This window comes from Streptomyces mutomycini (assembly GCF_001700505.1).
In the GTDB taxonomy this organism is placed as follows: Bacteria; Actinomycetota; Actinomycetes; order Streptomycetales; family Streptomycetaceae; genus Streptomyces; species Streptomyces mutomycini.
In genome coordinates, this window is record NZ_MAPV01000179.1 from 1 (window position 1) to 11318 (window position 11318).

Here is an 11318-nt window from a genome sequence, read left to right on the forward strand (position 1 = left end):
GCCAGAACAGGGTGGCTGAGTACGATCACGCTGTCCTGGCGGTGGGCACCCAGCGCCGTGTCGGCGAGGCGGTCCAGCAGCCCCGCGCAGAACTCGGCGTCGACGATACGCCCCCGTCGGACCGGCCGGCGGGTGCTGTCCTCCAGGTCGGCCGGTCCACCGGTGACGAGCCCCTGCCCCGGGACCCAGGCACGGGTCCCGGAGCTTCCCAGGTCGATGGCCAGTCCCCTGGCGGGGCCGGTACGGCGCGCCGCCGTACCGACAGGTGCCGCGTGCCGCCCGAGGAGCGGCCGGCCGCGTCGCCGTCCGTCACGCGAAGAACGCATCGGCCCTCACCCTCAGGTCCCCCGCCACAGCCACCGGTAGGCACCGAACCGCTGATAGCGAGGCATGATCGAGCCCTCACTATGCAATACAAGGCACAGAAAGGCCACTCCCCCGGCAATCCCAAGACACGCGCCCGCCTAACCCCTCACACCTCCAGGACCAGAAAGGTCTCGACCAGCTCTGCGAATTCCTCGGGTGCGGCGATCCGCACTCCCAGGTCCTCCGCCTTGGCCCGCTTGGATCCGGCCTTCTCCCCGGCGACCAGCAGACTCGTGCGTTTCGAGACGCTGGAGGAGGACTTCCCTCCGGCCCGCTCGATCAGCTCGTTCATCTGGTTGCGCGAGAGCGTCTCCAGGGCCCCGGTCATGGCCCCGGTCACCACGACCGTCATGCCGGCGAGCGGAAGGTCTGCCCCCGCCTGTTCCCCGGCCGCGTCCTCGGACGCCGCTCCGGGTTCCGGCGGCGGGGTCGCACCCGGCTCCGTCATGTTGACCTCTGCCGCCACCAGCTTGCCGATCAGCGGCGCCAGCTCCTCCAGCTCCCTCACGACCGCCGCCGCCTTCTCCTTGCCGATGCCGTCGACCTGCTGCAACGCCTCCGCGTCAGCGGCGACGATCCGGTCCATCGAGGCGAAGTGGCGCGCGATCCGGCGGGACATGGAACGGCCCGTACCGCGGACACCGAGGGCGCAGAAGACACGGGACAGCGGACGGGCGGCGGCAGTCGCGATGGCCGCCAGCAGATTGTCGGTGGAGGTCTCCCCCATCCGCTCCAGGGACAGCAGCCCTTCGCGCTCCAGCGTGAAGAGGTCGGCGAAGTCCTGGACGAGACCCGCCTCGACGAGCTGGACGACCCGGCTGGCGCCGAGCCCTTCGATGTCGAGCTGATCACGGCCGGCCGCGTAGGAGATGGACGCGACCAGGTGGCAGTCGCGGCCCCGGGTGCAGCGCCAGCGCTGCTCGCTCATGTCGATCTCCGAGCCGCACTGGGGGCACACCTCGGGGAATGCGACCGGCTGCTCCTCACCCGTCCGCAGATGCGCGACAGGGGCCTCGATACGGGGGATGATGTCACCCGCCTTGTAGACCATCACATGGTCGCCCAGGCGCAGATCACGGCGGGTGATGTCGGCCGGATTGTGCAGTGTGGCGTAGCTGACGGTGGATCCGTCGATCTCGACAGGCTCCAGCACGGCCCGCGGCGCGATGATGCCGGTCCTGCCGACATTCCATTCGACGCCCAGCAGCCGGGTGACCTTCTCCACGGCCGGCAGCTTGTAGGCGATGGCCCAGCGCGGTGCACGTGTTCCGGACCCCGCGTCGCGCTGGTCGGCCGCCAGATCCGCCTTGATCACGATTCCGTCGATCCCGAACGGCAGCGAGGCACGCAGGGCGGCGATGTCCTGCACCCCCGCCTGCACCTCCTCGACCGTGGTGACGGTGCGTGGGGCGACCTCGGTGTCCGCCGCCGTGTGCACGCCGAGCCCCGCGACGTACTCCAGGACCTCACTGTGCGGCAGCTCGGCCAGAGTGGCCGTCAGCTCACCGGAGTCCGGAAGAGCCAGCGCGCCGTAGGCGAAGAAGGTCATCTCCACGCGGTACGGGCGGTCCTTGGCCCGGAGGGTGCCCGCCGCCCCGTTGCGCGGATTGGCGAAGGGGGCGGCGCCGTGCTCCGTGCGCACCGTGTTGGCCTGCTCGAACTGCTCGTCGGTCATGAGGATCTCACCGCGCACCTCCAGGGTGACGGGAGCACCGAGCCGCTCGGGCAGTCCGAGCACCGTACCGATCGCGTGCGAGACGTCCTCGCCGGCCGTCCCGTCGCCACGGGTGATCAGCCGGTCGAGGCGGCCCTGCCGATAACGCGCGGCAACGGCCAGGCCGTCGAGCTTGGGCTCCACACTCCACGCGGCGACGGGTCTGCCTATACGCCGCTCCACGGACGCGGTCCAGGTGACGAACTGCTCGGCGGAGAACACGTTGTCCAGCGAGAGCATCGGCACGGTGTGCGGCACGTCCCCCGACACCGCCCCGCCCGCGACCTTCCCGGTAGGCGAGGCGTCCAGCACCTCCTGCGGGTGCTCCTTCTCGTAGACCGCGATGCCGCGCACGAGCCGGTCGTACGCATCGTCGTCGAGCGCGCTCTCACCTGCGGTGTAATACGCGGCGGCGGCACGCTCGGCCTGCTCCACCGCGGCTGCGTAGGCGGCGGTGTCCGTGAGCGCACCAGCTTGGTTCGTCGTCATGACCACCATCCTGCCGTCCACCACTGACAACGTCCCTTGACCGCTCCACGGACCCACACACGAGAGAGCGCTCTTCCTCGGCCGGGTCACTCAACTCCTTTCAGGCAGCCGGTAATTGCGGGCTTCGCATCGAAGTCTTGACATGTTTGCGTCACGCTCCTACGTTTCTTGAGAGAGCGCTCTCCACCCTGGCCGGACCACCGGCCGGAGGAACCCCACTTCCTCGGACAGGAGTGCCGTGCCCTTCCTCAGCAGACACAGGACCGAACACCGCGGACGCAGACCCCTCGCACCGTGGCGCTACCGCATCGCGGGACTGGCCGCCGCCGCGCTCGCCCTCTCCTTCATCCAGGCCAACGCGGGCAACGCGGCCGGGGACCGGACCTTCCAGCCCGGGCCGAAAGCCGCCGCCGACGTGGTCCGGGTCGCCGAATTCCTCGCGGAATGCCCCTACACACACCGGGCTCCCGACGACCCGATCGTGCTGCCCAACCTCCCCGGCGCCTCGCACATGCACAGCTTCTTCGGGAACGACTCCACCAACGCCCATTCCGATCTGGCCTCACTGGAGAAGGCAGGCACCAGCTGCGCGCCCACGACCGACCTGTCCTCGTACTGGGTTCCCACGCTGTACGACGGTGACAAGGAGGTGGAGCCGACCGGTACCACCTTCTACTACCTCGGCGAAGGGGTGCGGGACGACATCATCCGGACGATCAAACCGTTCCCCCGCGGACTCCGCATCGTCGCAGGCAACGCGAAGGCGGCCGGCCCCGACGACAACACCATCTCGCGCTGGTCCTGCCTGCACCACGGCGAGGTCAATCCGTCCCACGACTTCGTCAACTGCCCGGCGGGCTCGATGATGGAGAGCTATCTGGACTTCCCGCAGTGCTGGAACGGCACGGATCTCGACTCGGCCGACCACAAGAGCCACATGGCCTATCCGGTGGGCGGCGCCTGCCCGTCCACCCATCCGGTCCCGGTTCCCAAGCTGCGCCAGGTCCTGCGCTATCCCGTGAACGGCGACCCGGCGCGATTCCGGCTGGCCTCGGGACGCGGCTACACGATGCACGGCGACTTCTTCAACGTCTGGCCGGAGGCCGAGATGGCACAACGGGTGCGCGACTGCATCAACGCCATCATCAAGTGCGGTGCCGACGGCACTCCTTGATTGCCCCTCAGTTCCGGAGTCCAACGGTGCCTGCCCGCATCCTCACGTCCGGGGCAGGCACCCCCAGGCGAGGACCACCTACCGATGCAGGCTCGTCGTACCGCAGCGCTGCTCCTCCTGCTCACCGTCCTGACCGCGTGCGCCCGAGGTGGAGAGCGGACAGCGGAAGCCGGATCCGGGCCGTCGGGAAGGACGGCTGCCCACACCCCCTCGGTGGACCCGACCGACTCCGCCTGGGTCCAGTTGATGATCCCGATGGACGAACAGGCCGTGATCCTGCTGGATCTGGCGGCGGAGAAGGCCAACGGTCCCCGGCTGCGAGCCTGGGCGGCCCGCCTGCGTACCGCCCAGGCCGCCGAACTGGCGGAGCTGAGGGGGCTGCGGGACCGGATGGGGCTGCCGGACACGGACCTCCACAAGGGCCACGACATGCCCGGCATGGTGACCGCCGAGGATCTGCGTGACGCCCGAACGGCAGACGGCGACGCCTTCGACCGCTTGCTGGTGACCCGGATCCACGACCATCTGCGCCAGTCGGAGCGTGTGTCACGTTCGGAGACGGCGGCGGGGAGGGGAGCGGAGGCCACGGCGCTGGCGAAGGAGCTCGTCACCGCACGCGGGAAGCAACTGGCCGCGCTGACGGTGCTGTGCACGGACGAGGGCGCTGACGTGCCGGAACCCTTCGCGTGCCCGGCGGATCACCCGGTATAAAGACAGCATGACTGCCGATGCCCCACCGCCCGTACGCCCCGCCACCCTGGAGGACGTGGCCGCGGTGGCGGGCGTCTCCCGGGCGACCGTGTCCCGTGTGATCAACGGTGCGACCACGGTGGACCCGGCACTGCGCAGGGTCGTGGAGGAGGCGGTGGCCACCACGGGCTACGTGCCCAACCGTGCGGCACGGGCACTGGTGACCCGGCGGACCGACTCGATCGCCCTGGTGGTGTCGGAGCGCGAACGGCGCCCCGTCTCCGAACCGTTCATCGGCCGGATGTTCTCCGATCCCCACTTCGGGCGGGTGGTCGGCGGGCTGATGGAAGTGCTGCGCCCCGCCGGGATCCAGATGGTGCTGATGCTGGCCGACGACGAGGCCTCCCGCAACCAGCTGTTGTCGTATCTGCGCCAGGGGCATGTCGACGGGGTGGTGCTGATCTCCTCGCACGCCGACGACCCACTTCCCGGTCTGCTCCATGACACCCGGCTGCCCGCGGTACTGGCCGGCCGGCCGCTCCGGCCCTCGCCTCTCACCTATGTCGAGGCGGACCAGCGGGCCGGGGCCCGGATGGCGGCCGACCATCTGGCGGCCCTGGGACGACGGCGCGTCGGTACGGTCGCGGGGCCACAGGACATGCCCGCGGGGCAGGTGCGGCTGACGGGCTTCCTGGACGCGCTGGAGCAGCACGGCATCGGCGACGTGGTGACGGCCGAGGGAGACTTCACCCACGCGGGCGGGGCTTCGGCGATGCGGCAGCTGCTGGCCGAACGGCCGGACCTGGACGCGGTGTTCATCGCGTCTGACCTGATGGCGCTGGGGGCCTTGCCCGTGCTGCTGAGGGCCGGCAGGGACGTACCCGGCGACGTGGCGGTGGTGGGCTTCGACGACAGCAACGCGGCGGTGGCGTGCGATCCGCCGCTGACGACCGTGCGTCAGCCGGTGGAGGAGATGGCCTCCGAGATGGCCCGGCTCCTCCTGAAGCAGATCGGCAGGCCCTGCGACGGTCCCGCACCGTCCGTGGTCTTCCACCCGACGCTGGTGCGGCGCGAGTCGGCCTGACTGCCGGGGCCGCGCACCGGCTCATCCACGTGGACCCGGGACGGCGTCGCCGGGGTCCGGGGCGGCGGTGAGCGATCCTTCCACGACAACCGGACCGACCTCACCTGCCGTACCTGCCGACCCGTCCGCACCGGCCGGCCCGTCCGGGAAGGGTTCGTCCACCCGCACCGCCCCGGCGAAGCCCTCCTGCTGCAGCGGCACCTGGGGGCCGGAGAGCTCCCTCAGCCAGCGCGCCAGCACCCGGTGCACTGTCTCCGCCCCCACCGGGCCGTCCGGGGGCGCTCCCACCGGACCGTCCGGCGCCTCGCCCCGACGGGCGTCCGCCGCAACGGCGTCGAGGGGGTCCGTCAGCGTCCGCGGCCACAGCAGGAAGGGCCGTGACTGTTCGCCGCCGAGCCCGCCGTGCGAGCCGATCTGCTCCTCGAAGGCGTGAACGCGACCGGTCTCGGGGTCGTACATCGAGTTGACCATGACGTCCGCGACATGCGGGAAGCCGTCGGTTCGCCGTACCGCCTGCGCCGCGCCGGCCCCGAAGACGGCGATCGGGCCTTCCCCGTCCCGGAGCTCCGCCACCGGCACTTCGGCACCGCCCGGGCCCAGCACCACCGATCCGTGCTGCTGGCTCCGTACGAGCAGGAAGCCGACTCCCGGATGGGAGGCGAGCGTGCCGAGCAGCGCGGGGTAGCGGCGGTCGAGCTGCTCGCGCGAGGCCCGCCCCCTGATGTCCGGGAACGACAGGAGCCCCAGATTCCCGGAGGCGAGCACCACGGGGTCGGAGGGTCTGGGCGGGTGCTCAGCCTCGCGCTCCCCGACGACCGGCCTGTGCAGCGCGATGCGTACGGCGTCGCGGGCCTCCGAGGCGCTGCGGGTGCGCTGCGCACTGCGGGGTACGGGGAGCCCGCAGCCGGCCCGTACGAGGTCCTTGAGTGTGAGGCCGTACCGCCCCGCGAACGTCTCCCCCGGGCTCTGGCCGTGGTCGGACAGCAGCACGATCCGGTAGTCGCGCGGAGTGTGGTCCGCGATCTTCAGGATGAGGCCCAGCGAACGGTCGAGCCGGGTCAGCACCTTCTCCGCGTCCCTGCTGTGGGGCCCGGAGTGGTGGGCGACCTCGTCGTAGGCGACCAGGTCGGCGTAGACCGCGGTGCGTCCCGCGAACATGTCGCCGATCACGGCTGCGACCACCACATCGCGTTCGACGACGGTCGCGAACGCCCTGATGAAGGGGTACAGCCCGCCGCGCTTGACCCGGGGCGACTCCTTGCGCGCCCGTGCCCGGACGGACTGGCCGATCTCGCGGCCCACCTCGGCGACGAAGGACAGGGCCGTGCGGACGGCGTTGGCGGGGTCGGAGAAGTAGGCGAAGTAGCCGGCGCGTGAGCGGCGGCCCTTGCCGCGCCTGGCGGCCATCGACAGGACCAGGGCGAGCTGGTCCGCACCGCCGCTGAAGAGGTTGCCGCGGCTCGCACCGTCCACGGTGAGCAGGCCGCCGTCATGGGTGCGGGCTATTGCCCTTCGCTGCAGTTCGAGGGCGCTCGCCGGTCTGCTGGAGACCATGACGGTGCCGGTCTCCTTCTCGAACCAGCGGAAGGCCGGCACGTCGAAGTTGCTTCCGTGCAGGATGCCGAGCTGGCTGGCTCCCGTCTGACTCGACCAGTCGGTGGTCCACGGGGTGAGCCGGTGCCCCGCCTCGTCGGCGAGCAGCCCGGCAACGGTCGGCATCAGGCCGTCGGCTGCCGCCTGTTCGAGTACGTCGTGGCCCACCCCGTCGAGCTGGACGAACACGATTCCCGGCGGGCCGCCGCGCCCGCCGTCGGCGCTCTGCGGCGTACCGCTGCGTCTGCGGCGCCGGTCGGCGAGGCGGGAGAGTCTGCGCCGGTAGGCGTCGTCGTCGCGGACCGCGAGGGCGGTGGAGGTCGCGGAGGCGACGGCGGACATGACGGCGGCGACGACGACGGCGGTCTCCGGGTTCGCGTCGCCGCGCCCGTCGGGGATGAGCCGAAGCGCGATCAGCAGCAGTGAGCCGTTGAGGAAGAAGACCAGGGCGCCGAGGACCAGGGCGGGCACGATGAGCAGCGCTCTGACGAGCACCGGCCACACCAGGGCGGAGAGGAGGCCGAAGGCCCCCGCGCCCCAGGCCGCGGTGAAGGCGGTCCGCGTGACGGTGTCGCCGTCGTCGGCCTGGAGCCGGAAGTCGGGCAGGATCCCCGCGAGTGCCAGCAGCGTCAGTGTGGAAACGGCCCACACCGAGACCACGCGTACGAGGGTTCCCCCCGCTTTGCGCCATCGCCCGTCACCCACGCCGTTCCACCTCACGTCCGGGCCCGGTGTTCGTCATGGGCCCGCGTCAAGCCTGTCACAGCCCTTCCGGGCCGCACCGGGGCCCCGGGCCCTCTGCGGGGATCAGCAGCCGTCGTATCCTGCGGTCGGCATGGAGAGCCTGCGGTGGACGTCGGCCTTGGCGCGCGCGGTGTAGACGGGCTCCTCCAGGCCGGCGAACTCCAGCTGTACGCCACGGCGCTCGCACTCCGCCGCGAAGTCCGCCGCCGAGGCGAGCGCCCGTGCGAGCACCCGGTCGTTGGGCGCCACGAACAGCTCGGGCGGACCGCCCCCGGTATCCGCCCAGAGGGCGCGGTGGTCGGCGCGCAGACCGTGGACCCGGAGCTGACGGGTGACGACGTGTCCCCGGTCGGCTGCCCAGCGTGCGCACATGGCGTGCTGGCTGCGGGTGTCGACGAGGAACGGGTCGCCGTCGAGCTCCTCCAGCGGTGTGAGACTGGCGATGGCCGCCACCCGTAAGCCTGCGACGACGTCGCCCATGGACGGATCCCCCCGTACTCGGATGCTTGCCACGACCCTACCCTTGCGGTAGCCCTCCGTAACGGCTCGTGAGCATGCCGAACCCGGCGTGAGGAGGCGGTCCGGCGTGGGACGGGCGCGGAGCGCCTACCCTCGTACGCGTACGGCGGCGACGGGGGCACGGACGAGGAGGCAGGGCGGTGGAGGTCACCTGGTGGGGTCATGCCACCTGCACGATCGAGGACAGCGGGGTCAGGGTACTGACCGACCCGCTGTTCGCCCGGCGCTTCGCGCATCTGCGGCGCCGCCGGGGTGACGTCCCGCCGCCGGAGGCCGCGGCCGCCGACGCGGTCCTGATCTCCCACCTGCACTCCGACCATCTGCATCTCCCCTCCCTCGCCCGCCTCGCCCCGGGCAGCCTGCTGGTCGTCCCCAGGGGCGCGGTCGCGGCCGTCCCGCGCCTCCGGATGCTGGGCCGGGCGCACGGGCTGCGGATCCGCGAGGTCGCCGCAGGGGACGTGGTGCGGGTCGGTGAGGTCCTGGTCCGCGCGGTTCCGGCCCTGCACGACGGGCGCCGGCTGCCCTTCGGCCCGCACCGGGTGCCCGCCCTCGGATACGTCGTCGAGGGCGAGGCCCGCACCTATTTCGCCGGGGACACCGGCCTCTTCGACGACATGGCCGACGCGGTGGGTCCGGTGGACGTGGCGCTGCTCCCGGTCGGCGGCTGGGGGCCCAATCTCGGTCACCACCACCTGGACGCGGTCCGCGCCGCGCAGGTGCTGACGATGCTGGAGCCGAGGTCGGCCGTGCCGGTGCACTACGGCACCTACTGGCCGATCGGGATGGACGGGATCCGGCCGCACGAGTTCCATGCGCCGGGCGACGAGTTCGTGCGGCAGGCGGCGCGGGTGGCACCGGAAGTGGCGGTGCACCGTCTGGGGCACGGCGAGCATGTGAGGCCGGAGGCCCGTAGGTGATAGAGGAAGTACTGCGGCAGCTGCCGACGGAGTCGACGCAACAGGCTTTCGGCTACCCGTCGTTGTTCCTGCTGGTGGCGTCGGGGTCTCTGGTGCCGGTGATACCGACGGGAGCGCTGGTGAGCACGGCGGCGGTGGTGACGCTCCACCAGACGTCACCGTTCGCCCTGCTCGTGGTGTTCGCCGTGGCGTCGGGTGCGGCGTTCCTCGGGGACATGTGCCTGTACTGGCTGGGACAGCGCGGGGTGCGGTCCAAGAACGGTTCGAAGTGGCTGGAGACGATAACCAGCCGGGCCGCTCCGGAGCGGCTGGCGCAGGCTCAGCAGAAGCTGGACGAACACGGCACGGTGGTGCTGGTGCTGTCCCGGCTGGTGCCGGCCGGGCGCATCCCGGTGATGCTGGCCTGCCTGCTCGGCCGGATGCCGCTGCGGCAGTTCGCCCGGGGCGATGTACCCGCGTGCCTGGCCTGGGCGGCGACCTATCAGCTGATCGGGATCCTGGGCGGTTCGCTGTTTCCCGAGCCGTGGGAGGGAGTGCTCGCGGCTGTCGTACTGACGCTGCTGATCAGCGGGACGCCGGCGCTCTGGCGGCGGCTGCGGGCCCGGATGGCCGGCTGAGAGGCCGGTGCGCCGGCCGGACACGGTCAGGCGTCCAGCACGCGTGAGCCGCCGACCGGCAGGTCCCAGAGGTCGGCGCGCGGGTATCCGGCCTGCTGCCAGGCCGTACGGAGCCGGGTCAGCGGTTCGAGCACCGGTTCGGCGGAGAGCAGGAACGTCGCCCAGTGCATCGGGGCCATCGCGCGGGCACCGAGGTCGGCGTACGCCTGCACGGCCTCCTCCGGGTCGGTGTGCACGTCGGAGAGCCACCAGCGCGGTTCGTACGCCCCGATCGGAAGCATGGCCAGGTCCAGGCCGGGATAGCGGCGGCCGATCTCCTTGAACCAGTGGCCGTAGCCGGTGTCCCCCGCGAAGTAGAGCCGTCGCCCTCCTCGGTCTCCGATCACCCAGCCGCCCCACAGGGACCGGCAGGTGTCCAGGAGGGTGCGCTTGGACCAGTGGTGGGAGGGCACGAAGTCGAACCGGACACCGCCGATCTCCGCCGACTCCCACCAGTCGAGTTCGGTGACGCAGGTGAAGCGGCGGCGACGGCACCAGCGGCCGAGACCGGCGGGGACCAGGAGCGGGGTGTCCCTGGGGAGCCTGCGGAGGGTGGGGGCGTCGAGGTGGTCGTAGTGGTTGTGGCTGATCAGGACCGCGTCGACGGGCGGCAGTTCCTCCCAGGGGACGCCGACGGGGGTGATCCTGGCCGGAGTGCCCAGGATGCGCCTGGACCAGACCGGGTCGGTGAGGACTGTGAGCCCGCCGATGCGGACGATCCAGCTGGCGTGTCCGGCCCAGGTGACGGCCATCGTGTCCGGGCCGGCGGCGGGCAGGGGCCGGGGGGCGTACGGCAGCCGGTGAATGCCCCGGAGTCCCTCCGCGTTGGGCCGAATGGCGCGCTCCCGGGCCAGACGGGTCATGCCCCTGACACCCGGAAGCGGCGCGGTCAGCCGGTCCGCGAAGCTGCGGGGCCAGGCCCGGTACTCGCCGAGGCGGCGCGGAGCGGCGACAGGAGGGCCTGCGGGCGCGTGGCCGGCTCCGGCGGACGGACGCTCGGTCTGTTCCGTCATCGAGAGGCTCCTGTCATCGGAGTTCATCGAGGGCTGCTGCGAAAATGCTCAGTGCTCGGGCGACGTGGGGCAATTCCAGGGGCTCCACCGCAGTGAGGGACTCCGTCTGCTGCTCCGGGGTTGAGCCGAGCAGCGGCCCGGTGCCGATCCGCACCCGCAGCGCGCCCAGCTCGTCCCCGAACCGGTGCCCGCCGGGAATGGTGGTGCCGAGACGTTTCGTCAGGTAGTCCTCCAGCTCCATCGAGTCGGTGACACCCCGGGCGGCCAGCCGGGTGCGCAGCGGTCCGAGGTCGGCGTAGAGGTGACGGCCGGCCTGCGGCGGCCTCGCCAGGGCGCCCACGGTGAGCACCGCGCGGTGC

Annotated in this window: 9 protein-coding genes and 2 pseudogenes; 5 read left to right on the forward strand and 6 right to left on the reverse strand. The window is 71.7% G+C overall.

Annotation, left to right across the window (positions count from 1 at the left end):
• Window positions 1-326: pseudogene (locus tag BFF76_RS24095) on the reverse strand (rod shape-determining protein); the annotation flags it as partial.
• 146 nt (window positions 327-472) lie between these two features.
• A complete protein-coding gene (gene ligA / locus BFF76_RS24100) occupies window positions 473-2569 on the reverse strand; it encodes an NAD-dependent DNA ligase LigA (protein ID WP_065849051.1) in 2097 nt (698 codons plus the stop codon).
• 238 nt (window positions 2570-2807) lie between these two features.
• On the opposite strand from ligA, the gene BFF76_RS24105 reads away from it, so the two are divergent.
• The 3 genes from BFF76_RS24105 (at window position 2808) to BFF76_RS24115 (ending at window position 5517) form a co-directional block, all read left to right on the forward strand.
• Window positions 2808-3743, forward strand: a complete 936-nt coding sequence (locus tag BFF76_RS24105) for a DUF1996 domain-containing protein (RefSeq protein ID WP_065849044.1) — start codon at window positions 2808-2810, stop codon at window positions 3741-3743.
• A gap of 84 nt (window positions 3744-3827) precedes the next feature.
• Window positions 3828-4454: a DUF305 domain-containing protein gene (locus tag BFF76_RS24110; RefSeq protein WP_065849045.1), complete on the forward strand. Its 627-nt coding sequence runs from the start codon at window positions 3828-3830 to the stop codon at window positions 4452-4454.
• A gap of 7 nt (window positions 4455-4461) precedes the next feature.
• Window positions 4462-5517 carry a LacI family DNA-binding transcriptional regulator gene (locus tag BFF76_RS24115; RefSeq protein ID WP_065849046.1) on the forward strand — a complete coding sequence of 352 codons (1056 nt, stop codon included), beginning with the start codon at window positions 4462-4464 and terminating at the stop codon, window positions 5515-5517.
• A gap of 21 nt (window positions 5518-5538) precedes the next feature.
• Here BFF76_RS24115 and BFF76_RS24120 read toward each other — a convergent pair whose 3' ends face one another.
• Window positions 5539-7815 carry an alkaline phosphatase family protein gene (locus tag BFF76_RS24120; protein WP_065849047.1) on the reverse strand — a complete coding sequence of 759 codons (2277 nt, stop codon included), beginning with the start codon at window positions 7813-7815 and terminating at the stop codon, window positions 5539-5541.
• 102 nt (window positions 7816-7917) lie between these two features.
• The gene (locus BFF76_RS24125; RefSeq protein WP_065849048.1) at window positions 7918-8334 is read right to left on the reverse strand and encodes a hypothetical protein; all 417 of its coding nucleotides are present in this window, start codon (window positions 8332-8334) and stop codon (window positions 7918-7920) included.
• A gap of 179 nt (window positions 8335-8513) precedes the next feature.
• On the opposite strand from BFF76_RS24125, the gene BFF76_RS24130 reads away from it, so the two are divergent.
• Together BFF76_RS24130 and BFF76_RS24135 are read left to right on the forward strand one after the other, a co-directional pair.
• Window positions 8514-9290 (forward strand): MBL fold metallo-hydrolase, encoded by a 777-nt coding sequence (locus tag BFF76_RS24130; RefSeq protein WP_031089791.1) that lies wholly within the window; start codon window positions 8514-8516, stop codon window positions 9288-9290.
• Window positions 9287-9907 (forward strand): DedA family protein, encoded by a 621-nt coding sequence (locus BFF76_RS24135; RefSeq protein WP_053930806.1) that lies wholly within the window; start codon window positions 9287-9289, stop codon window positions 9905-9907. Before BFF76_RS24130 ends, BFF76_RS24135 begins: the two co-directional genes overlap by 4 nt.
• A gap of 26 nt (window positions 9908-9933) precedes the next feature.
• On the opposite strand, the gene BFF76_RS24140 is transcribed toward BFF76_RS24135, so the two are convergent.
• Together BFF76_RS24140 and BFF76_RS24145 are read right to left on the reverse strand one after the other, a co-directional pair.
• A complete protein-coding gene (locus tag BFF76_RS24140) occupies window positions 9934-10959 on the reverse strand; it encodes an MBL fold metallo-hydrolase (protein ID WP_065849049.1) in 1026 nt (341 codons plus the stop codon).
• Between the two features lie 13 nt (window positions 10960-10972).
• Window positions 10973-11318, reverse strand: a pseudogene (locus tag BFF76_RS24145) (pyridoxal phosphate-dependent aminotransferase); the annotation flags it as partial.

Coding starts and splice junctions, on each gene's coding strand:
- BFF76_RS24140 (WP_065849049.1), bottom strand. CDS start 10,959: ATGACGGAACAGACCGAGCGTCCGTCCGCCGGAGCCGGCCACGCGCCC.
- BFF76_RS24110 (WP_065849045.1), top strand. CDS start 3,828: ATGCAGGCTCGTCGTACCGCAGCGCTGCTCCTCCTGCTCACCGTCCTG.
- BFF76_RS24125 (WP_065849048.1), bottom strand. CDS start 8,334: ATGGGCGACGTCGTCGCAGGCTTACGGGTGGCGGCCATCGCCAGTCTC.
- ligA (WP_065849051.1), bottom strand. CDS start 2,569: ATGACGACGAACCAAGCTGGTGCGCTCACGGACACCGCCGCCTACGCA.
- BFF76_RS24115 (WP_065849046.1), top strand. CDS start 4,462: ATGACTGCCGATGCCCCACCGCCCGTACGCCCCGCCACCCTGGAGGAC.